At 70.7% G+C, this 21,779-nt stretch carries 17 protein-coding genes; 9 read left to right on the top strand and 8 right to left on the bottom strand.

What is annotated here, in order from left to right:
- The first annotated feature begins 37 nt into the window (after positions 1-37).
- Positions 38-610 (top strand): PadR family transcriptional regulator, encoded by a 573-nt coding sequence (locus tag ABZV40_RS42515; protein WP_355455282.1) that lies wholly within the window; start codon positions 38-40, stop codon positions 608-610.
- 15 nt (positions 611-625) lie between these two features.
- Entirely contained in the window at positions 626-934 is a 309-nt protein-coding gene (locus ABZV40_RS42510; RefSeq protein ID WP_166046114.1) for a hypothetical protein, read from the top strand.
- Here ABZV40_RS42510 and ABZV40_RS42505 read toward each other — a convergent pair.
- Positions 888-1,322, bottom strand: a complete 435-nt coding sequence (locus tag ABZV40_RS42505; protein WP_355455280.1) for a GNAT family N-acetyltransferase — start codon at positions 1,320-1,322, stop codon at positions 888-890. The two genes, ABZV40_RS42510 and ABZV40_RS42505, sit on opposite strands and share 47 nt — an antisense overlap.
- 73 nt (positions 1,323-1,395) lie before the next feature.
- Between ABZV40_RS42505 and ABZV40_RS42500 the strand changes: the two genes are divergently transcribed.
- The 3 genes from ABZV40_RS42500 (at position 1,396) to ABZV40_RS42490 (ending at position 4,357) form a co-directional block, all read left to right on the top strand.
- Positions 1,396-1,908 (top strand): hypothetical protein, encoded by a 513-nt coding sequence (locus ABZV40_RS42500; protein WP_355455278.1) that lies wholly within the window; start codon positions 1,396-1,398, stop codon positions 1,906-1,908.
- 64 nt (positions 1,909-1,972) lie between these two features.
- Positions 1,973-3,274 (top strand): PepSY domain-containing protein, encoded by a 1,302-nt coding sequence (locus ABZV40_RS42495; RefSeq protein WP_355455276.1) that lies wholly within the window; start codon positions 1,973-1,975, stop codon positions 3,272-3,274.
- Between the two features lie 102 nt (positions 3,275-3,376).
- A complete protein-coding gene (locus ABZV40_RS42490; protein WP_355455274.1) occupies positions 3,377-4,357 on the top strand; it encodes a hypothetical protein in 981 nt (326 codons plus the stop codon).
- 3 nt (positions 4,358-4,360) lie between these two features.
- Here the strand turns inward: ABZV40_RS42490 and ABZV40_RS42485 are convergent, their stop codons facing one another.
- The 3 genes from ABZV40_RS42485 to ABZV40_RS42475 are packed head-to-tail and all read right to left on the bottom strand — an operon-like array spanning position 4,361 to position 8,747.
- On the bottom strand, positions 4,361-5,329 hold the full coding sequence (locus ABZV40_RS42485; protein WP_355455272.1) for an alpha/beta hydrolase: 969 nt from the start codon (positions 5,327-5,329) through the stop codon (positions 4,361-4,363).
- 40 nt (positions 5,330-5,369) lie between these two features.
- Positions 5,370-7,850, bottom strand: a complete 2,481-nt coding sequence (locus ABZV40_RS42480; protein ID WP_355455271.1) for a LuxR C-terminal-related transcriptional regulator — start codon at positions 7,848-7,850, stop codon at positions 5,370-5,372.
- 12 nt (positions 7,851-7,862) lie between these two features.
- On the bottom strand, positions 7,863-8,747 hold the full coding sequence (locus ABZV40_RS42475; RefSeq protein WP_355455269.1) for a DUF5829 family protein: 885 nt from the start codon (positions 8,745-8,747) through the stop codon (positions 7,863-7,865).
- A gap of 200 nt (positions 8,748-8,947) precedes the next feature.
- On the opposite strand from ABZV40_RS42475, the gene ABZV40_RS42470 reads away from it, so the two are divergent.
- The gene (locus tag ABZV40_RS42470) at positions 8,948-10,132 is read left to right on the top strand and encodes an FAD-dependent monooxygenase (RefSeq protein ID WP_355455267.1); all 1,185 of its coding nucleotides are present in this window, start codon (positions 8,948-8,950) and stop codon (positions 10,130-10,132) included.
- Here ABZV40_RS42470 and ABZV40_RS42465 read toward each other — a convergent pair.
- The 4 genes from ABZV40_RS42465 to ABZV40_RS42450 form a co-directional block, all read right to left on the bottom strand.
- Positions 10,090-10,890, bottom strand: coding sequence for a MerR family transcriptional regulator (locus ABZV40_RS42465; protein WP_355455265.1), 801 nt, complete (start codon positions 10,888-10,890; stop codon positions 10,090-10,092). The genes ABZV40_RS42470 and ABZV40_RS42465 overlap by 43 nt on opposite strands.
- A 7-nt stretch (positions 10,891-10,897) precedes the next feature.
- Positions 10,898-12,193 (bottom strand): serine hydrolase domain-containing protein, encoded by a 1,296-nt coding sequence (locus ABZV40_RS42460; protein WP_355455263.1) that lies wholly within the window; start codon positions 12,191-12,193, stop codon positions 10,898-10,900.
- A gap of 66 nt (positions 12,194-12,259) precedes the next feature.
- Positions 12,260-13,939, bottom strand: coding sequence for a glycosyl hydrolase family 8 (locus ABZV40_RS42455; RefSeq protein ID WP_355455262.1), 1,680 nt, complete (start codon positions 13,937-13,939; stop codon positions 12,260-12,262).
- A gap of 148 nt (positions 13,940-14,087) precedes the next feature.
- The gene (locus ABZV40_RS42450) at positions 14,088-14,918 is read right to left on the bottom strand and encodes a patatin-like phospholipase family protein (RefSeq protein ID WP_355455260.1); all 831 of its coding nucleotides are present in this window, start codon (positions 14,916-14,918) and stop codon (positions 14,088-14,090) included.
- 173 nt (positions 14,919-15,091) lie between these two features.
- Here ABZV40_RS42450 and metH point away from each other — a divergent pair, with 173 nt between their 5' ends.
- From metH to ABZV40_RS42435, 3 genes are all read left to right on the top strand, one after another.
- Complete coding sequence (gene metH / locus ABZV40_RS42445) at positions 15,092-18,655, top strand: methionine synthase (RefSeq protein WP_355455294.1); 3,564 nt, start codon at positions 15,092-15,094, stop codon at positions 18,653-18,655.
- A gap of 127 nt (positions 18,656-18,782) precedes the next feature.
- Positions 18,783-19,817: a sugar ABC transporter substrate-binding protein gene (locus ABZV40_RS42440; protein ID WP_355455258.1), complete on the top strand. Its 1,035-nt coding sequence runs from the start codon at positions 18,783-18,785 to the stop codon at positions 19,815-19,817.
- Positions 19,814-21,736 (top strand): bifunctional diguanylate cyclase/phosphodiesterase, encoded by a 1,923-nt coding sequence (locus ABZV40_RS42435; RefSeq protein ID WP_355455257.1) that lies wholly within the window; start codon positions 19,814-19,816, stop codon positions 21,734-21,736. The genes ABZV40_RS42440 and ABZV40_RS42435 overlap by 4 nt, the downstream gene beginning before the upstream one ends.
- The last annotated feature ends 43 nt before the right edge of the window (positions 21,737-21,779 follow it).

Genomic DNA, 21,779 nt, shown 5'->3' with positions numbered 1-21,779 from the left:
ACTTGTTGACTAGGTCTCCAGACCGTAACCTGCAAGTATGTCGCTGCGCAACGCCGTGATGGCCGCCCTGCTCGACGGGGAGGCGTCCGGCTACGACCTGGCCAAGGCGTTCGACGCGTCGGTGGCGAACTTCTGGATGTGCACGCCGCAGCAGCTCTACCGCGAGCTCGACCGGATGGAGTCCGACGGCCTGATCGCGGCCCGCACGGTCGAGCAGGAACGGCGACCGAACAAACGGCTGTTCTCGCTCACGGCCGAAGGTCTGGAGGCGCTGGCGGAGTTCACCGGCGAGCCGCACAAGCCCACCGCGATCCGGGACGAGCTGCTGGTCGCGGTGATGGCCGTGGACGCCGGTGACGTGACGAAGGTCAAGGCCTCGCTGAAGGAACGCAAGCAGTGGGCCGAGGCGAAGATCGCGCGGTACGAACGCCTCAGGGCCAAGCTCCTCGACGGACGGACCGAGGAGGAGTTCCTGACCACGGCCGAACGCGTCGGCCCGTACCTGACTTTGTTGCGCGGCTTGTCGTTCGAGCGGGACAACGTGCGGTGGTGTGCGCGCTGCCTCACGGTCCTGGAGCGGCGTGGTGCCCGCCTCCCAGCGCGCGGGTGAGGTTGAATCGGGTCCATGAACGGCATTTCGGCGTTGCAGGAGGCTCTCAGCGCGCCCGCGGAAGAGGCGCGGAACCGGTTCGCGGGGCGGCTCAACGGCTACCTCGAAGGATCCGACGTCGTGCACGCCGTGCGGCTGCAGGGCTGGCTCGGGCTGGAGGTGCCCGGCCCCGGCTGTCACGTCGGCACGGGCAGCTGGGACTTCACCCGGTTCAAGGCGACGACGTCACCGGTCACGTGCGGACGGTGCCGCAGCGCGGGACTGCTCACCAGCTCGTTCACCGGCGGGCCTCATCAGCAGACCCTGGATCTGGAAGGGATCTGATGGCGGCGCGGTTGCGCACGCCCATGCCGGTCAACGCGGTCATGCCAAGACGTTCGTAGTACGGCCGCAACGCGTCGTCACAGGTGAGGTCGACCGAGTAGAGGTGCCCCGCCTCGGCCAGGATCCGGCGCATCAGCTCGGTCCCGATGCCCCGGCCCTGGAACCTCGGCAGCACCTCCAGCCACGGGACGAACCCGGTCAGCACGCCGTCGCTGATCAGGTTGACGAACCCGGCGACCTGGCCGCCGGAACGGGCGATCACCACGCGGTGGCTGCCGCGCAGGACGGCGAGGTGTTGCGCGGCGGAAGGTGGTGTGGGCCACCCTACGAAGAAGCCCGTGAGGTCGTCCTCGGCGAGGTCGCTGATGTCGGTGGAGTACGAGATCACCGACGCAGTGTGAACCATTCGACCGATACTTCCGTGGCTGTTGTTCGTAACATCCGGAAGTTACGCTCCGGGCGTGCCCCTGCCACCAGCTCCGCTGCGCCATGTGCGCTGTGCGGCTGTTGGTGTGATCACCGGAGCGCTTGCCGTTCTCGCGCACACGACCGCGGACGGCGAGTTGCCTGACACCGGACTGGTGCTCTCCCTCGTCGCGTTGCTGACGTGGGCCTGCACGGGGTTCGCACGCCGCGAGCTGACACCGGCCAGGATGCTCGCGCTGATCGGCGGCGGGCAGCTCGCGATGCACTTCATGATGTCGCTGGCCGCGTCCCGGCACGTGCCCCACGCCGAACCGTCCCGCATGGTCGCCGCGCACGTCGCCGCCACCGTGCTGACCGTCGTCGTGCTGGCGGCCGCCGAACGCACGGTGCTCGCCCTGGCCCGCGCCGTCGCGTCCGTGCTGCCACGCAGGTCCGCTCCCCTGCCCGCCACGGCACCCCTGGTCGCGGTCACGCCGCGGCCGCTGCCCGCGGTGGTCGTCTTCCTGGACGTGCTGTCGTGGCGCGGTCCTCCGGCTGAACAGGTCTGAAACCCCTTCACAGGGCCGTCTTCCGGCGGTCCTGCACCTGTTCACGCCCACCGGGAGCCGTACCATGTCCACCACAGCCGCTCCGTCACGCACGTCGTTCGCGTGGCGGGGACTCTTCCTGCGCCTGCACTTCTACGCCGGCGTGCTCGTCGGCCCGTTCGTCCTGATCGCCGCGCTGACCGGCGTCCTGTACGCCCTCACCCCGCAGCTGGAGTCGTGGGCCTACTCCGACCAGCTCCGCGTTCCTGTTTCGTCCCAGCAGCTTCCGCTCGCCCAGCAGATCGACGCCGCGCTCGCGACCTCCCCCGGCGGGACCCTGGTCGCCGTCCGGCCCGCGCCACAACCCGGTGACACGACTCGAGTTCTGTTCGCCGAGAAGGGCCTCGGCGAGTCCGAGCGCCGGGCGGTCTTCGTCGATCCCGGAACCGGACGCGTCACCGGTGACCTCGTCGTCTACGGCACGAGCGGCGTGCTGCCGTTGCGGACGGCGCTGGATCAGCTGCACCGCAACCTGATGCTCGGCGAGCCGGGCCGCCTCTACAGCGAACTCGCCGCGTCGTGGCTGTGGGTCGTCGCGTTGGGCGGCCTCGTGCTGTGGATCACGAGGGCGCGCAACAGCAAGCGCATCCGCACGCACGGTCTGATCGGCGTGTGGGTGTTGGCCGGCGCGTTGTTCTTGTCCGCCACGGGCCTCACGTGGTCCGCCTACGCCGGTGAGAACGTCGCCACGCTGCGCGAGTCGCTCGGCTGGACCACGCCGTCGTTGAAGATCCCCGGCAACAGCGGTGATCACGCCGAACACAGCTCGCACTCCTCCTCCGGCGCCGGCCACGACGAGATCGACGCCGTGCTCGGCACGGCTCGTGCGGCGGGCATCGACGCCGACAAGATCGAGATCAGCCTGCCCTCGCCCTCCGGTGGTGCCTGGAAGGTCACCGAGATCGGCCGCGGCTGGCCCACGCAGGTCGACGCGGTGGCGGTCCAGGACGGTGCCGTGGTCAGCTCGGTGAGGTTCGCCGACTACCCGCTCGCCGCGAAGCTCACCAGGTGGGGCATCGACGCGCACATGGGCGTGCTGTTCGGGTGGCCCAACCAACTGGTGTTGCTGCTGCTCGGCGGCGGCCTGGTGACGCTGGTCGTGCTCGGCTACCGGATGTGGTGGAAGCGCAGGCCGACCCGCGGGTTCGGCCGCCCGACCCCGCGCGGGCAGTGGCGCAAGGCCCCGCCGGTCGCTCTCGCCGCTCTCGGCGCCGGTGTGCTGGTGGTGGGCTGGTTCGTGCCGTTGCTCGGCATCAGCCTCGTGGCGTTCCTGGTGGTCGACCTGCTCCTCGGCCGACGTGAGAAATCGCGCAGATCTGTTGCGTGACCAGGGAGTTTTACGTCATATTTGCGCTTAGGTGCGCCGGGAAGCCTGGTCGGCCCGCACGTCACAACTCGTGACGGCGGAGAGCTGACGAGGGGCGCGCGGATGTTACTTCCCCATGCCGTTCCGCTGACCGACGATCCTCAGGTCGTACACGCGCTGTCCGCCCGATGGCAGCGCACCAGGACGTTGCTGCTGATCGCCGCGGGCGTGCTGCCCGCGGCGATCAGCCTCGTCTGCGTCGTGCTCGCCGGGCTGACCACGGTCTGGTGGGCGGCGATTCCGGCGGTGGCGGCGGCATCCTGCGCGTGGGCGCTGCTGGCCTGGTTGCGCCGCAACGGGTTGAGCGACCCGTACTCGTGGCTGCCCGCCACCGTGCTGATGACCGGCGCGCAGCTGGTGCTCGGCGTGCTGCCGAGCACCGGCATCGCGCTGCGGCTCAGCCCGCACGCGGCGCTGGCCGTGAAAGCGTTGTGCGCGGCCGGAGTGCTCGGCGCCGGGTCGGCCGGCGTGCTCGCCCGGATGGCCTGCCGCCGCCTCCTCACGGCCCCCGCGCTCGAACTCGGGTCGACCGCGTTCCCGTTGGTGCTGACCGGTCCCGGGGCACGGGTGGAGATCGGCACTGACCGCGTCGACTGGACGACCCCGCGCGGCGCTCGGGTCGACGTCGGGATGTCCTTCAGCCGGATCGAGCACGTGACCACCGAGGCGAGTGCGCTGGTCCTGCACACCTCGTCCGGCTCGTGGACGGTTCCGGTGTCCGACCCGGCGACCGCGAAAGCGTTGCTGCGCCGCCGGCTCGCGTGGTGGCGGGAGCGCCAGGCCGCCGCGGCCGAACAAGAGCACGGCCGTTACCTCGACCTCGTCCGGTCGCTGGCGGCGGTCACCGGTGAGGCGACCCGTGACGGCGTCACGGTGAACGTCGACTCGAACGGCGTGACCACGGCGATCGCGCTCAGCCAGGCGGTGCGCGGCCTCGACCCCGACGTGCTCGCCGCGCGGTTGATGATGTGCGCCGACAGGGCCCGCTCCGACGCGCGCAGGCAGGTGGAGGACCTCGTGCTGGACCACGCCGGTCGAAAGTGAGGTTCACACGTCCAGCACCGCGCGGGCGAACGCCTCCGGCGCCTCCTGCGGCACGTTGTGCCCGATGCCGTCGAGGATCCGGTGCTCGTAGGGCCCGGTGAACCGGTCGCGGTAGGCGGCGCCGCCGGCGTTCGGCCCGTCGAAGTCGCTGGCGATCGTGATCGTCGGCACGCTGATCACGGGCCGCTGGGCGAGCTGGTGCTCAAGCGCGTCGTACCGGTGCTCGCCCTGCGCGAGCTGCAGGCGCCAGCGGTAGTTGTGGATGACGATCGCGACGTGGTCGGGGTTCTTCCACGCGGTGGCGCTCCGTCCGTACGTGGCCTCGTCGAAGTTCCACCGCGGCGAGGCGAGCTTCCAGATGAGCTTGTTGAACTCGTAGGTGTTCTGCGTGTAGCCCTTCACGCCGCGTTCGGTCGCGAAGTAGTACTGGTACCACCAGCCCAGCTCGGCCTGCGGGCTCAGCGGTTCCTGGTTGGTGACGAGGTTGACGATCAGGTAGCCGCTGACCGAGACCAGTGCGGTGACCCGCTCCGGCCACAGCGCCGCCGTGACGCACGCCGTCCGCGCGCCCCAGTCGAACCCGCCGAGCGTCGCCTTGCGGATCTTCAGCGCGTCCATGAACGCGATCACGTCCGCCCCGAGCGCGGACTGCTGCCCGTTGCGCATCGTGTGCGCGTGCAGGAACCGCGTGGAGCCGTAGCCGCGCAGGTACGGGATGAGCACCCGGTGGCCTTTCGCCGCGAGGGCGGGCGCGACGTCGGCGTAGCTGTGGATGTCGTACGGCCAGCCGTGCAGGAGGATCGTGACCGGCCCGTCGGCGGGGCCCAGCTCGGCGTACCCGACGTCCAGCAACCCGGCCCTGACCTGCTTGACCGGCCCCCACGACGGGGTGGCCCGCGCGGTCGCGGTGACCAGGGGTGTCGTCACTGCTGCCACGGTCAGTGCCTGCGAGAACTGCCTCCTGCTGATCATGTGTCCGATCGTGGGCATCGGCGTGCGAGGCTCGCGAGCGTCAGGTGACGGTGTCGGCGTACGTCATCAACGCCTGCTTCAGTTCGGTCCGTGCCGTCACGCCGAGTTTGGGGAATATCCGGTGCAGATGCGTGCTCACCGTCCGATGCGACAGGTGCAGCCGTTCACCGATCTCCTTGTTCGTCAGCCCGTCCGCGGCCATCCGCGCGATGGTCAGCTCGTGCTCGGTCAGCTCACCGTTGCCGTTGCGCGACTCGCCGGACGCCCGCAGCTCCTCGCGGGCCCGTTCCGCCCACGCCTCGGTGCCGAACGCCTCGAACGCCTCCGCCGCCGCTTTCAGGTGCGGGCGGGCGTGGGTCGCCCGGCGCTGCCTTCTGAGCCAGGCACCGAACGCCAGCTGGACCCTCGCGCGGTCCCAGGGCGAGTTCTCGGCCTCCAGCGCCGAGGTGAAGCGGGCCTCGGCCTCGTCGTCACGCGCCAGCAGGGCCCTGGCGTACCGCAGTCCGGCCGCGAGGGCGGGCGAGCTCGTCGCCGTGCCGAGCTCCTCGACGATCCTGGCGGCCTCGTCGTGGTGGCCGCTGCGGACGGCGGCCTCGACCAGTTCCGGCAGCACGTACCTCCTGAGCGCGAGCTGGTACGCGGGGTCTGCCGGGTCGTGGACGCGGCGGAGGGCGGCGAACGCGTCGGCGTAGCGGCCTTCGCCCAGCGCGGCCAGGCTTCTGGCGAGCTGGACGGTGGCGAGCACCGGGCGTGCCCCCGCGGCCAGCCCGATCCGTTCGGCTTCGGCGGCCTTGCCCGCGGCCTGGTCGTAGTTTCCGCGCAGCGCGGCGATTTCGGCCTGCACGGCGGCGGCCAGACCGCGCATGTACGGCTGCCGGGTCTCCTCGGCGAGGGCCGCGGCCTCGGCCGCGGCGGGTTCGGCGGCGGCGATGTCGCCCAGGCGGGTCCGGCTCCAGGCCTCGACCGCGAGCGCTCGGGCGAGCAGGCCGAACTGACCTTGGGCACGCAGACCCCGTTGTGCGGCAACGGAGAACCGGACCGACTCCGCGAAGGCCCCGACCTGCAGGGCGGCACTGCCGAGCAGACGGCAGTCAGCCGGGTCGTCAGGTGTTCCGGCGCGGAACGCCGCGATCACCGAGTCGGTTTCCTCGGCCGGCTGCACGTAGGCCGCCATCGCGACCATGCGGGGATCACTCGCCTCGATCGGCAGCCGCCCCGCCACCGCGGAGATCCGTTCCCGCACCGCCGCACCCGGCTCGACCCAGAAGCACCGCATCGCAACGCTCCAGAAGATCCGCAGGCCTAGCTCGACGTCGGTCCGGGCCACCTCCTCGGCCAGCCCGGCCAGTTCACCGGGCCCGGCGGCGCCCTCCCCCACTCCGTCGTCGAACGCCGTGGGCAACCACGTCGCCAGCGCCCGTTCCCGCGGCGACAGGTCGAGTCCCCGCACCTGGAGCAGAATCCGCTCGACGTCCTCCCGCCGCCCCGCCTCCGCCGACAGTTCGGCGGCCCGCATCAGCCGCCGTGCCCGTGCGGCACCGTCGCCGAGCCGCGCGGCCTTCTCCAACGCGCGGACCGCGGCCGCCGCACCACCACGCCGAAGCGCCCGGTCCGCGGTCTGTTCCAGCAGGCCCGCCACGGTCTCGTCGGTGCCGGACACCGCGTTCGCCAGGTGCCACGCCCGCCGGTCCGGTTCGTCCGTCGCGGCCAGCTGCCGGTGGGCTTCCCGCCGTTCGGCAGCGGTGGCCGCCCGCACGACCGCCGACCTGAGCAACGGGTGCCGGAACTCGCCGTTCTGATCGACCAGCCCCTCGTGCGGCACGGCCGCACCGCCGAGAGCGGCGAGCAGCAACGACCTGCGCACCTCGGCGGGCAACGCCGCTGTCCGCGCGGCGAACGCCTCCTCCAGCGAGCTGCCGCCGAACGGCAGCTCGGTGAGCGCCAGCGGATTCCCCGCGGCCTGGGCGAGCACCCGCTCGCGGCGTTCGGCGTCCAGGCCGGGCGCGACCGCGGCCAGCAGCGCAGAAGACTCGTTCGGTGCCAACGGTTCCAGAGAAAGCGTGGGCACGCCCGCGAACAGCGGAGTCCTTGAGGCCACGACCAAAACGCCATCGGACAACCGGCGGGCCACGAACCCGAGCACGTCCTGGCTCTCCCGGTCCAGCCAGTGCGCGTCGTCCACCAGGACCACGGACCTGGCCGCGCTCAGCAGGTCGAGCGCGGCCAGGCCGACCAGGTGGACGGGCGGCGCGGCGCCGTCGGACAGGCCGAAGACGACCTCCAGGGCAGCGCGCCGCACACCGGGCAACGCGGACAGGTCGAGAAACGGGTGCAGGACCTGGTGCAGTCCGGCGTAGGGCAGGTCCCGCTCGGCCTCGACGCCGACGACCAGGTGCCCGGACAGCGTGCTGAGCAGCGCGGACTTGCCGACGCCCGGCTCACCCGCGATCAGCAGCGACCCGCCGGACGCCGCCAGGGCCGCCAGCCGTTCCCGCTCCCGCTCCCGCCCGACCAGCGACATGATCCAACTGTGTCAGAACGTCCAGACCGCGCGCTTGCCCGGCCCCACGACCAGCGTCGAACCACCGAGCTGCTCGACGTGCCGCGCCACCGGGTGGTTCAGCTCGAACTCGACCCGCTTGAGCCCGGTCCGACCCATCGCCACCTCGTCGAAGCGCAAGGTCGTCCCGCCCTTCAACGCCGTGACGCCACCCGGATCGGTCCGCAGCGCGAAGCCGCCGGCCCGCAGCAACGGCGTGGTGGAAGCGAGATCCCGTGCGGTCACCGCGATCCGGATCAGGCTGATGTTGCGCATCAGCTTGTCCTGGTAGGCATCCGGCAGGTAGCGGTCGCGGCTGACGTCACCGGGGAACCGCGCGGGTCCGGTCTTGCTGCGCGGGTCGGCGAAGTACTCGTCGCGGTACTCCATCGCCCACGCGCCGAACCGGTCGTACTGGTCGGTGACGAACAACGCGTCGAACCACGGCACCGGCTGGTGGTCACCGAAGTCGCGGGTCTGCAGGAACTCCGTCGGCGGGTGGCCGGCCGCGGTCAGCCGGGACTTGACCGCGTCGATGTCGCCGTCGTGCTCGGTCGACAACCCGAGGCCGGCCGATCCCAGCTCACCGTCCTGACCACCGACGTCGCCGACGCCGAAGATCTCCAGGTACGTCTCCTGACCGCGCAGGTAACGACCGGTCCACACCTGGCCGCCGGCACCGGTCGTCGTGCGGACCTCGAAGTCCGCGAACTCCCTGAGGTACGCGGAGTGCTCGATCGCGTCTGCCGTGGCGCGGTCGAGCGTTCCCCAGGCGTGGTTGTAGTACAGCAACTGCCGCTCTCCGGCCTGCGCCGATCCGGCCCCCGTCAACGCCAGCAGGACCGCCGAGATCACGCAGAACAAGCTTCGAATCCCCATGGATCGATCCTAGGACGGGCACGCTCAAGCCGTGCTCAAGTCAGCTCAAGGATCTTCGTGCTCCGCACTGAAGTCCTTTGTGGACTGACCGGCGCCGCATTCGTCGAGAAAGGACATCACTCCGGGTCGGACGCCGTACACTCCCGCCCATCTACCCGACTGGGGAATTGGGGGCCGCGGTGAGCGGTATCAGAGTTCTGGTGGCAGGGGCGAGCATCGCGGGGCCGGCACTGGCCCACTGGTTGCACCGGCGAGGGGCCGAGGTGACCGTGGTCGAGCGGGCGCCGGAGCTGCGTCCCGGCGGCCAGGCGGTGGACGCGCGGGGCGTGACCAAGGAGGTCATCCGGCGGATGGGGCTGGACGCGGCGGTGCGCGCGGCCTGCACCCAGACCGCCGGCGCGCACACCGTGGACGTCGACGGGAACGTGGTGGAGACCTTCAGCGCCGAGGACGACGGCGGCGACGGGTTTATCGCGGACATCGAGATCCTGCGCGGGGACCTCTCCCGGGTGCTCTACGACGACACCCGTGACGGTGTCGAGTACGTCTTCGGCGACCGGATCGCCGAGATCGCCCAGGACACCGGCGGGGTCGACGTGACCTTCGCGAGCGGCGGGCAGCGGCGCTTCGACCTGGTGATCGGCGCGGACGGGCTGCACTCGGCGTTGCGCGGGATGGTCTTCGGCCCGCGCGAGCGGTTCATCCGCCACCTCGGGCTCGTGCTCGCGTTCTACAGCGTGCCCAACGAGTTCGGCCTGGACCGCTGGATGATCGAGTACCAGGACAAGGCGACCGCGCGCTCCGCCGGCCTGCGGCCCGTCGGGGACGCCACGCAGGCGATGGCCATGTTCGCCTTCCCCGCGGCCGGCTTCGACGTCGACCACCGCGACGTCGAAGGCCAGAAGCGCCTGCTGCGCGAGCAGGTGGACGGCCTCGGCTGGTGGACCGAGCGCATCCTCAAGCACCTGGACGACACCCCGGACTTCTACCTCGACCAGGTCGCCCAGGTGGTGATGGACCGCTGGTCGCACGGACGGGTGGGACTGATCGGCGACGCGGCGTTCAGCTCCTCGCCGATGTCCGGGCAGGGCACCGGGCTCGCCCTGGTCGGTGCCTACCTGCTGGCCGGCGAGCTCGCCGCCGCCGGGTGGGAGCCCGAGGTGGCGTTCGCCGCCTACGAGGCGCGGATGCGTCCGTTCGTCGAGGCCAACCAGGAGATCGGGCGGCTGCACGCGCAGAGCCGCGCGGTCCCGCAGCCGGAGGCCGAACCGGGCCCGGAGCCCGACATGGAGGCACTCATGGCGCTGGTCGACCGCGCGCTCAACGGCATCGATCTGCCCGACTACGCCAGCGCGCCCGACTCCGGCCCCTCCGGTGCTCGATGAAGGGCTCCTTCATCCACCTCACGTCGATGAAGGAACCCTTCATCGACCTCGGACGCGTGCCGGCTGAGCGACGCCATCCGGTTCCACGCCGGTGACGACGCCCCTGCCGCCTGGATCGCCAGCGCGGTGATCTCCGGATCGGCCATCGGCATCTCCGGCCGCGCCGCCGTCCACGCGGCTGCCCGCCCCGCCAGCGCGGGCAGCCGCGGGTCGTCCGGCGACCACCCGAACGCCTCGTCGTACTCGCGGTAGATCCGCTGGAACTCGGGGTCTTCGAGCGCTTGCGCCTTGTCCGCGAGCCACACCGCGGCCTCGTCCGGTGCCACGGCCTGCAGGAGCACCCAGACCTCGCGTTCCATCCGGACACCCCGCTCGCTGACCCCGATCTCCTCGAGCCTGGCCAACATCGCGGCGGCCGCCGGCGTCACGAACAACGCGTTGCCCGCCCGCAGCCGCCCGACCCGTTGGCGCGCCTGCCGGATCTCCTCTTCGCGCCGGCGCAGCGCCGCGTCGATCTCGGTGATCGACGCGGCGAACTCCTCCTCGCCGGCGTCGAGCAGTTCCTTCACGCGGGCGAGCGGCACCCCGGCCTCGGCGAGCGTGCGGATCTTCACCAGGTCGACGGCGTCCTGCGCGCGGTACCGCCGATACCCCGAGTGGTCGCGCTCCGGCTCCGGCAGCAGCCCCACCTTGTGGTAGTGCCGCACCGCCTTGATCGTCACCCCCGCGTACCGGGCGAGCTGACCGATCGTGATCATCGCGCCATCATCGCACTCGGCCGAACGTCCGCCCGGCGAGATCGACCCCGACGACCGCACCGCTCCCGTCCCGCGTGAAGAACCCGCGCTGCCCGGAGAGGGCGCCCGCGGTGATCACGTACTCGTCCTTCGGCAGCAACCCCATCGGGAACGGCGCGTGGTCGGCCGGCAGCTCGGCCTCGGCGTCCGCCCGGATCTCCGGCCGGATGAGCACCTCCAGCACCAGCCCGTCGCCGGTGTCCTCGATCGTCATGACCATCGCGTCGTTGCCGTACCCGCCCGCGACCTCCCGCGCCGCGGCCGAGTCGTACGGCAACGGCTCCGGGTCCCGGTCCAGCACCCCGAGGTGGCTGCGGAGCGCCTCCCGGACCACGGCCTGGTTGAACACAATCCCGTCCGGCCCCTGGTTCGCGACCGACACCACCGCGAAGCCGCGTTCGGGCACGATCAGCAGCTCGGCGAACTGCCCGTTGGACGACCCACCGTGCCCGATGGCCTGCACGCCGTCGATCTCGCGCAGGAACCAGCCGACCCCGACGGCGTCCCCGAGGTTGCTGCCGCGCAACACCGCGGTCGGGCGGCGCATCTCCTCCAACCCGTTGTCGCTCAGGTGGAACCGCGCCCACGCCAGCAGGTCGCGGATGGAAGCCGCGATGCCGCCACCGGGGTTGTTGGCCCGCCAGTGCCGCCACGGCCGCGCGACCGCACCGTTCTCGTGCCCGACCGCGAACCGCCGCGTCATCACCGCGTCCCGGTCGAAGTGCGTGTTGCCCAGGCCGAGCGGCTCCAGCAGCAACGACGTGACGGCCTGCTCGTAGGTCTGCTCGGTGACGTTCTCGATGATCCGTCCGGCCAGGTTGTACCCGGACTGGCTGTACGACGGCCGCTCCCCCACCTCACCGACGAGCTTGAGCGTGGCCAGCTCCGCCACGTGCCGGCGCAGGGCGTCGTCACCCTCGCCGGTGTCGACGAGCGTGCCCCAGTCGAGCCCGGACGTGTGGTTGAGCAGCTGCCGCACGCTGAACTCGCGCCCGTCGGCCAGCCGCAGCTCCGGCACGTACCGCCGGACCGGCGCGTCGAGCTCCACGCGCCCGTCCGCGACCAGCCGCATGATCGCGGTGGCGGTGTAGGTCTTGGTGACCGAACCGAGCAGGAACAGCGTGTCCTCGTTGACGGGCAACGGGTTCTCGGCACTGGTCACGCCGTGGGAGAAGAAGTGCTCCCGGCCGTCGTGGAAGACGCCCACGGCGGCGCCGGGGATCTGGAAGCGGGTGGCGGTCTGTGCGACGAAGTCGTTGTTCATGCCGGAAATGCTCGAACCCTGCCCCAGGGTCAAGGTCAACCCCGGGGCAGGGCGAAGTGACCCGGGTCACGGCACCCAGTGGTTGCCGCTCACCGTGATCATCACCTGCAGCTGGATGCTCGACGCGAAGTAGTCCTTGCCGCCGAACGGCGTCTGCACCATCTTGGTCCACAACGCGTCCAGCCACGCCTGGCTGCCGGAGTCGGTCGTCGCGGCCACCGCGAACGGCGCGGTGTAGGCCTCGGAGACGTCGCTGGAGATCTGCGTGCCGTTGAGCTGGTAGCCCACCCGGATGTCGTCCGGGTTGCCGCCGAACTTCGCCTTCGCCCACGCGTTGACCTTGCGGGCGGCGGCCAGGGAGGTCGCGTCGCCGCTGGTGACGGCGTCGGCGCCGATTCGCCACGGTGTGCGGCAGGCGTTCCACCAGTACTTGCCGTCGTTCACGTCCTCCAGCACCTTGCCGGCGGGCGGGCGCGGGGTGGCGTTCGTCTGCTCCACGAAGTCCGGGAGCAGGCCGGTGCCGGGGGCGTAGTTCTGCTGCATGGTCTTGACGAGGTTCTGGTGGGCGGTGCGGATCGTGTCCCAGGCCGAGTCGCCGGTGGCCTTGCGGAACGCGCGGAAGTGGTCGGCCATCCAGTCCGACGAGCGGGTCACGTAGTAGCGCGGGTCGCCGGAGGTCGCCCAGTCACCGGGGCGCAGCAGCTGGGTGGAGGGGTTGATCTCGCTGCGCTTGATCGCGTTGATGTGCTTGATCGCGAGCTGCTTGTAGTTGTAGGTGCCGGAGCTGCCCCACTGCCTGTCGGCGAGCAGCAGGCCGTAGGCCACGTCCATGTCGCCGTCGGTCGCCGCGTCGCCGCCGCTCGTGCTGCGGCAGTCGTCGCCCTGCTCGGCGGCCATCAGGTCCGGGTCGATGGACGACGGGTGGTCGATCTTCCACTTCACGAAACCGTCGAAGATCTTCTTGGCGTCCGGGTCGGCGCCGGCCATCGTGGCGACGACGACCATGCCGTAGCCCTGCGCCTCGGCGACGTAGGTGTGGTCGGCGTCCGCGGCGAGGACCTGGGACCAGGCGCTGTCGCAGTTGTGCCGCACGAACGCGGCCTTCCAGCGCTGGTAGTGGTCCACCACGGCGGCGTCCAGAGTGGACGTGCTGCCGGACGGGCGCAGGACGCCCGCCGCGTAGGGCTGCTGCCTGCTGCCGAACGGGTAGCCGAGCCCGGACGGAGGCGGAGCGGTGGTGGTCGTGGTGGGCGGGGTGGTCGTACCGCCGCTGACGCCGTAGACCTCCAGCTCCCACAGCGAGTAGCCGTACGCCGTGCCGCGGGCGGTGCCGTAGACCCGCACGTAACGGCCCGAGCCGGACAAGGTCAGGTCGTCGATCCCGCCGTCACCGGTGCCGGTCGAGTAGACGTCGGTCCACGCCGAACCGTCCGGGGAGGTCTGCACGCGGTACGACTTGGCGTACGCGGCCTCCCAGTTCAGCCGGACGCGGCTGATCGTGTACGTCGAGCCGAGATCGACCCGCAGCCACTCCGGGTCGTGCCCCTCCGCCGAGGCCCAGCGGGTCGACGTGCTGCCGTCGACCGCCTTGCCCGCCTCGAACCCGGAGCCCTCGACGGAGGACGCCGTCACCGCCTTGCCCTGGGAGACCAGTGGATCCGCCGCCGATGCACTGGTCACCCCTGCCACGAGGAGGCCGAGCACGAGCCCGCCCGCCCCCAACGCCGCTGCTGTTCTGCCGCCCACGACCGCCTCCAGCAATTGGTTAACAAACCTGCCAATGCGAGTGGTGAGCGACCGTAAGCACGTCAAACGGCACGAACAAGAGGTACGAACCTTTTACGACCAGCGAAAACGGTTACAGCGTCCGCATGTTGCCCGAACGGACAGCGGGTCACGCCCAGACCTCGCGCACGGCCTCGGCGACCGACTCGGCCTGCGCCAGGCCGGCCTCCGCGGCGGGCCGGCGACGGGCCGGGTCCAGCACGTTGCGGCCGATCGCGGCCAGCGCGGCCTGGTCGGGGCTCACCACGATCGACGGCACCCCCAGCCGGGCGGCCTGCGCCCGCGGAGTCGCCGCCTCGCTCACCGAGCGGGTCAACGGCGCCACGACCACGACCCGTGAGCACCCGGCCGCGAGGTCCACGTTGGCCGCCGACCGCATCCCGCCGTCCATGTACCGGTGGCCGTTGATCGTCACCGGCGGCCACACCAGCGGCACCGCGCAGCTCGACGCCACGGCCCGCACCAGCGGCACCCCGCTGTCCCGGTCGAACGCCACGAACCTCCCGTCCGCCGTGTCGACCGCCGTCACCTTCAGCGGCCGTTCCGGCCAGTCCTGAATGGACAGACGATGCGCGAAGACGTCCAGCCTGGACTCCTCGGACGGCGTGCGGGCCTTGAGCGCGGCCCGTCCCAGCCTCGCCCGTTTCCCGGCCGCGGTACCCGGCATCGCGTAGGAAAGCAGGTACCGCACGAGCATCCACGGGGTGAGCCGGGCCGGGATCTCCCCGTCGGGCGGTAACAGCTGACCCTCGTACAGGTCAGCCAGGGAGGCACCGCCCGCCAGCTGCGCGGCGACCACCGATCCCGCGGACGTCCCCACGAACAGGTCCGCCTCCGCCAGGTCGACGCCCGCGCGTGCGAGCCCGTGCAGAATCCCCGTCTCCCAAGCGATTCCGGTCACTCCACCGCCGCCGAGGACCAACGCGCGCTTCTCAGTCACGAGGTCCATCCTAGGAAGTGGGACGGCTTCCTGCGGCGTGGACGGGCGAGGTAACCTTGACCGCGAGTCCGAGAAGCGCTGCAACGGGCCCTGAACCGCCCGCCACGCTCGGTCTTGCACCACCACGGCACAAGGGCGCTTCCGACGACGTTTCGGGAGCGCGCGTGGATGGTCTGAAGTCCCTGCTGAACCAGCGGATCGCCGTGCTCGACGGCGCCTGGGGCACGATGTTCCAGCAGGCCGAGCTCTCGCCGTCGGACTACCACGGCGCCGAGTTCGCAGACCACCACACGGACGTCGTCGGCGACCCCGACCTGCTCAACCTCACGCGCCCGGACCTGGTGCTCGACGTGCACCGGCAGTACCTCGCGGCGGGCGCGGACATCACGACCACCAACACGTTCACCGCCACGTCCATCGGCCAGGCCGACTACGGGCTGCAGGACCGCGTCCGCGAGATGAACGTCGTCGGCGCCCGCCTCGCCCGCCAGGCAGCCGAGGAGTTCGGCGGCAGGTTCGTGGCCGGCAGTGTCGGACCGCTCAACGTCACCCTGTCGCTGTCGCCCAAGGTCGAGGACCCGGCGTTCCGCGCCGTCACGTTCGAGCAGGTCAAGGCCTCCTACGCCGAGCAGATCGCCGCGCTGCGCGAGGGCGGCGTCGACCTGCTGCTCATCGAGACGATCTTCGACACGCTCAACGCCAAGGCCGCCATCACCGCCGCCCGCGAGGTCGCGCCCGACCTGCCGCTGTGGATCTCGGTCACGATCGTCGACCTGTCCGGCCGCACGCTCTCCGGCCAGACCGTCGAGGCGTTCTGGAACTCGGTCGAGCACGCGAAACCGCTGGTCGTGGGCGTGAACTGCTCGTTGGGCGCCGAGGAGATGCGCCCGCACGTCACCGAGCTCGCCCGGCTCGCGGACACCTACGTCGCGTGCCACCCCAACGCCGGGCTGCCCAACGCGTTCGGCGGCTACGACCAGACCCCGGACGAGACGGCCGCGCTGCTGCGGGACTTCGCGGGCCACGGCATCGTCAACGTCGTCGGCGGCTGCTGCGGCACGACGCCCGCGCACATCGGCGCCATCGCCGAGGCGGTCAGGACGACAGCCCCGCGCGAGGTCGTCCAGCCCCGCAACACCACCAGGTTCAGCGGCCTGGAGACGTTCGAGATCGGCCCCGACACCGGGTTCGTGATGATCGGTGAGCGCACCAACGTCACGGGCTCGGCGAAGTTCCGCCGCCTGATCGAGGCCGACGACCACCAGGCCGCGCTCGCGGTCGCGCTGGACCAGGTGCGCGGCGGCGCGAACCTGCTCGACGTCAACATGGACGCCGACCTGCTCGACGGCGAGCAGGCCATGACGACGTTCCTGAACCTGATCGCGACCGAGCCGGAGATCGCCCGCATCCCGGTGATGATCGACAGCTCCCGGTGGGGCGTACTGGAGGCGGGCCTGAAGTGCGTGCAGGGCAAGGGCGTCGTCAACTCGATCAGCCTCAAGGAGGGTGAGGAGCCGTTCCTCGCCCAGGCCCGCACGATCCGCGACTACGGCGCCGGTGTCGTCGTGATGGCGTTCGACGAGCAGGGCCAGGCCGACACGACCGAGCGCAAGGTGGAGATCTGCGCCCGCGCCTACGACCTGCTCACGCAGCGGGTCGGCTTCCCGGCCGAGGACATCATCTTCGACCCGAACGTGCTCGCCGTCGCGACCGGCATCGAGGAGCACAACGGCTACGCGAAGGCGTTCATCGACGCGTTGCCGCTGATCAAGCAGCGATGTCCGGGCGCGCGCACCAGCGGCGGCATCTCGAACCTGTCGTTCTCCTTCCGCGGCAACGACGTCGTCCGCGAGGCCATGCACAGCGCGTTCCTGTTCCACGCCGTCAAGGCCGGACTGGACATGGGCATCGTCAACGCCGGCCAGCTCGTCGTCTACCAGGACATCCAGCCCGAGCTGCTGGAACTGGTCGAGGACGTCCTCTTCGACCGCCGCGAGGACGCCACCGACCGGCTCGTCGCGCACGCCGAGACGGTCAAGGGTCCCGGTCAGAAGCGCGTCGTCGACCTGTCGTGGCGCGAGGCCCCGGTCGCCAAGCGCCTGGAGCACGCGATCCTGCACGGCGTCGTCGACTTCATCGAGGAGGACACCGAGGAGGCCCGGCAGGCCCTCCCCCGGCCGCTCGACGTGATCGAGGGCCCGCTGATGGACGGCATGAAGGTCGTCGGCGACCTGTTCGGCGCGGGCAAGATGTTCCTGCCGCAGGTGGTGAAGAGCGCCCGCGTGATGAAGCGCGCGGTCGCCTACCTGGAACCGTTCATGGACGCCGAGCCCAAGGCGACGGCGGGCGGCAACGGCAAGGTCGTGCTCGCCACGGTCAAGGGCGACGTGCACGACATCGGCAAGAACATCGTCGGCGTCGTGCTGGGCTGCAACAACTACGAGGTGATCGACCTCGGCGTGATGGTCCCGGCCGCGCAGATCCTCGACACCGCGATCCGCGAGCACGCCGACGTCATCGGCCTGTCCGGGCTGATCACGCCGTCGCTGGACGAGATGGTCTCGGTCGCCGAGGAGATGCAGCGGCGCGGCCTGAAGCTGCCGCTGCTGATCGGCGGCGCCACCACGTCCCGCCAGCACACCGCCGTCAAGATCGCCCCGGTCTACGACGAGCCGGTCATCCACGTGCTCGACGCGTCACGGGTCGTCGGCGTCGTCTCCGACCTGCTGGACGACCGGCGCAGCCACGAGCTGAACCTCGCCAACCGCGCCGAGCAGGCCAAGTTGCGGCACCAGCACGAGAACCGCAGGCAACTGCCGTTGCTCAGTCTGGAAGCCGCGCGCGCGAACGCGGAAAAGGTCGATTTCGCCGAACTGCCGACCCCGGCATTCACCGGCACTCGCGTGCTCACGCCCTCGATCAGCGAACTGCGCGAGTTCGTCGACTGGACGTTCCTGTTCCTCGCCTGGGAGCTCAAAGGCAAGTTCCCGGCGATCCTGGAGCAACCGGTCGCGCGCGAACTCTTCGACGACGCGAACGCGTTGCTCGACGAAATCATCGCGAATGATTCGTTCACCGCAAAGGGCGTGTACGGCTTCTGGCCCGCGCATTCCACCGGTGACGACATCCAGCTGGACAACGGCGTGCTCATCCCGATGCTGCGCCAGCAGACGCAGAAGCAGGTGTCGCGCCCGAACCGCAGCCTCGCCGACTACGTGGCACCGGAAGGCGATCACCTCGGCGGCTTCGCGGTGACGATCCTGGGCGCCGACGAGCTGGCCGCGAAGTACGAGGCCGGGCACGACGACTACCGCGCCATCATGGTGAAGGCGCTGGCGGACCGGCTCGCCGAGGCGTTCGCCGAGTGGATCCACCTGCGGGCGCGCCGCGACTGGTTCGAACCGGACGCCGACCCGGCGATGGAGGACCTGCACGCGGAACGGTTCCGCGGCATCCGGCCCGCGCTGGGCTACCCGGCCTGCCCTGACCACACCGTGAAGCGTCAGTTGTTCGACCTGCTGAGCGCCGAGGAGATCGGCGTGAGCCTGACCGAGTCGTTCGCGATGAACCCGGCGGCCAGCGTCAGCGGCCTGATCTTCCAGCACCCGGACGCGAAGTACTTCACCGTGGGACGGCTCGGCCGCGACCAGGTCGAGGACTACGCACGCCGCTGCGGCAAGCCGCCGGCCGAGGTCGAGCAGTGGCTGCGCCCGAACCTGGGCTACGACCCCTCCTGACACTTCCGCAACGTGAAAGCGCTTCCCGTTGCCGGGGTGCGTCATCCCGATTTGGCACCAAGCGATGTAGCATCGGCCGCTCCGGACAGATCATTCACCCGTAGGTCGAGCGAGCCCGAGGTCATCCATGCGAGCTGCGGCGCTGGTGCTGGGTCTGTTGGTGTTATCGGGGTGCGGTGGCGCCGCGAGGTCCGACGCGCTGCCGCACGTGGGTTTCGTCGTCAAGCGCACCGGCAGCTCCTTCGCACAGGAGATGACCAGCGGGTTCCACGAAGGCGTCGGCCGCATCGGCGGCGTCAGCGCCACGGTGACCGGGCCGACCGGCCAGGACGGGCACAAGGAAGTCGAGTTGTTCGCGGATTTGACGCTCGCCGCGAAAGGCGGAATCGCCGTCGCCACGTCCGAGCCCGCGCTGATGGCGCCGTCCATCGGTGACGCGCTGTCCCAGCACATCGCCGTCGTCGGCGTGGACATGCGACTCACCGCGAGTTCCGGGGTGAAACTGCACATCGGTAACGACAACTACGAACTCGGCGAAAAGCTGGCTGACGAGTTGATGCGCCGATTGCCCCCGAACGCGACCGGAACTGTGGTGCTGGGAAACACCGCGCCGGGACTCGCCGGCTTCGACGACCGAGCCGACGGCATTCGAGGGCGATTTGCCGAGAAGTCACCGGGAGTGCTCGTGCTGGGGCCGTTCGACACGCAACGCGACGAAGAGGCGAACCTCGACGCGTGGCGACGGCTGGTGGCCGCGAATCCCGACGCGCTGGCGTTCGTTGGGACCGGTGACTGCGACGGGGTGAACCTCGCCGCGATAAGGACCGAGAAGTCGGCGAGGTGGCTGGTGGGCGGTTTCGGGGTCGACCCGAGAACGTTGCAGGCGGTGCGGGACGGCGCGATGGTGGCGACGATCTCGCCTGAGCACTACCTCAAGGGCGCCGTCGCGGGCTGGCTGCTCGCGCGGCACGCGAGGAGCGGGGCGCCGTTACCCGAGGGCTGGATCGAGACGCCGAGCCTCACGGTGACCACCGCGAACCTCGAACAGATCCTGCACCGGCAGGAGTCCGAGAAGGCGCGCAAGGACTACTTCCAGCCGCTGATCGACAGCTTCGTCGACGATCCGGCGAGTTGGGTGCGACCGTTGGAGCAGGCACGGTGAGGCTTTGGGAGGGCCGCGCCACCGCACGGGTGGCGACGGCGGGGCTGACGCTCGGGCTGCTGGCCCTGGCGGGGCTGGCGCTGTGGAGCAGCGTGTCCGCGCAGACCACGACGGCGCACGTGCGGGAGCTCAACGACTCCAGCGAGCGCTGGAGCCGCGTGCTGGAGCACATCAACATCGCGGACAACGCGTTGCGCGACCTTCAGGTGGCCAGGACCACGCAGACGATCGAGCCGCTGCAGAACTCGGTCGGCGCCGCCCGCGGTGAGCTGGAGTGGCTGCGGACCCGCGGCCAGGCCGACGACGTCGCGGTCGCGACCCGGCTGCTGCCGCTGTACGACCAGACCACGGACATCCTGCGCAAGGTGGTCGCCGGCGGGGACCAGCTGCAGGCCGACCAGGCGAGCCTCGCGCACTCGTCGTTGCGCCGCCAGATCTCCTCGACGATCGCGGCCAAGAGCCTCGACACCACCGAGTACCTGCGGGCCGCGGACGAGAAGAACTCGCGGCTGCGGCTCGCCCAGATCATCGCGTTCGTGCTGGACGCGTTCCTGGTGGGACTGTTCGGCATGGTGCTGCTCGGCGCCCGCCGCAAGATCCTGCGCCAGGCCGCCAAGAACGAGCACGAGGCCCACCACGACGCCCTGACGGGTCTGGCGAACCGGACGCTGCTCGCGCGCCGGATGGAAACGGCCGTCACCAGGGCGCACCGCAAGCACGAAGAGCTGGCGTTGCTGATCGTGGACCTCGACCGGTTCAAGGAGGTCAACGACTCGCTCGGGCACCACTCCGGCGACCTGCTGCTGCGTCAGGTGGCCAACCGCCTGTCGTGGGCGGTGCGCGACACGGACCTGGTGGCACGGCTGGGCGGCGACGAGTTCGCCGTGCTGCTGCCCGGTGTCGGCTCGGCGGACAACGCCCGCATGGTGGCGGAGAAGATCCTCGGCGCGCTGGCCATGCCGGTCACTTTGGAGGGTCTGGAACTGGAGATAGCGGGCAGCGTCGGTGTGGCGTTGTGCCCGTCGGACTCAATGGACGGTCACGAGTTGTTGCGGCACGCGGACATCGCGATGTACGCGGCCAAGCGCGAGAAGTCCGGTGTGGCCGTCTACGACGCACGCCTGCACGAGCGCGGCGCCTCGCAGCTCACCGCCGTCACCGAGCTGCGGCACGCGATCGACCGCGGCGAGCTGTTCCTGCACTACCAGCCCAAGGCCCTGGCCGACACGGGTGCGGTGTGCGGCGTCGAGGCCCTGGCCCGCTGGCAGCACCCGACGCGCGGCCTGGTGCGCCCGGACGAGTTCATCCCGGTCGCGGAGGAGAACGGCCTCATCGAGCCGCTCACCCGGTACGTCATCGACGCGGCGCTGCGGCAGTGCCGGGCGTGGCGGGACGCGGGCTGGGAGGTGCCGGTCTCGGTCAACGTGGGCGCGGCCTGCCTGCTGCACGCCGAGTTCCCCGGCGACGTCGCGGACCTGATCAAGCGCCACGGACTGCCCGCCCGGCTGCTGACGCTGGAGATCACCGAGTCGGCGATCATCTCCGACCCCGACCGCGCGGTCGACGTGCTGCGCGGCCTGACCGAGCTGGGCGTGCGGCTGTCCATCGACGACTTCGGCACCGGCTACTCGTCGATCTCCTACCTCCGCAGCATGCGGGTGCACGAGATGAAGCTCGACCGCTCGTTCGTCACGCACATGTGCACCGACGCGGGCGACAGCGCGATCGTGCACGCTCTCGTCGCGCTGGCCCGCAACTTCGGGCTGCAGGCCGTGGCGGAGGGCGTCGAGGACCAGGACACGTGGACCGCGCTGGCCGAGGCCGGGTGCGACGTGGTGCAGGGGTACTTCCTCAGCGAGCCGTTGCCCGCCGAGGAGGTCGTCGCCTGGCTGGGTGACCGCGCCGCAGCGCACGCCTAGCTGGCCCAGGTCGATGTAAGGGGCAGTTTTGCAAGGGGGGTGG

Source organism: Lentzea sp. NPDC004782 (assembly GCF_040609115.1).
In the GTDB taxonomy this organism is placed as follows: domain Bacteria; phylum Actinomycetota; class Actinomycetes; order Mycobacteriales; family Pseudonocardiaceae; genus Lentzea.
The sequence above is the reverse complement of the archived record's forward strand: the minus strand, read 5'-3'. Positions and strand labels throughout refer to the sequence as shown.

Coding starts and splice junctions, on each gene's coding strand:
- ABZV40_RS42485 (WP_355455272.1), bottom strand. CDS start 5,329: ATGATCAGCAGGAGGCAGTTCTCGCAGGCACTGACCGTGGCAGCAGTG.
- ABZV40_RS42490 (WP_355455274.1), top strand. CDS start 3,377: ATGTTACTTCCCCATGCCGTTCCGCTGACCGACGATCCTCAGGTCGTA.
- ABZV40_RS42515 (WP_355455282.1), top strand. CDS start 38: ATGTCGCTGCGCAACGCCGTGATGGCCGCCCTGCTCGACGGGGAGGCG.
- ABZV40_RS42440 (WP_355455258.1), top strand. CDS start 18,783: ATGCGAGCTGCGGCGCTGGTGCTGGGTCTGTTGGTGTTATCGGGGTGC.
- ABZV40_RS42495 (WP_355455276.1), top strand. CDS start 1,973: ATGTCCACCACAGCCGCTCCGTCACGCACGTCGTTCGCGTGGCGGGGA.
- ABZV40_RS42480 (WP_355455271.1), bottom strand. CDS start 7,850: ATGTCGCTGGTCGGGCGGGAGCGGGAGCGGGAACGGCTGGCGGCCCTG.
- ABZV40_RS42475 (WP_355455269.1), bottom strand. CDS start 8,747: ATGGGGATTCGAAGCTTGTTCTGCGTGATCTCGGCGGTCCTGCTGGCG.
- ABZV40_RS42510 (WP_166046114.1), top strand. CDS start 626: ATGAACGGCATTTCGGCGTTGCAGGAGGCTCTCAGCGCGCCCGCGGAA.
- ABZV40_RS42465 (WP_355455265.1), bottom strand. CDS start 10,890: ATGATCACGATCGGTCAGCTCGCCCGGTACGCGGGGGTGACGATCAAG.
- ABZV40_RS42460 (WP_355455263.1), bottom strand. CDS start 12,193: ATGAACAACGACTTCGTCGCACAGACCGCCACCCGCTTCCAGATCCCC.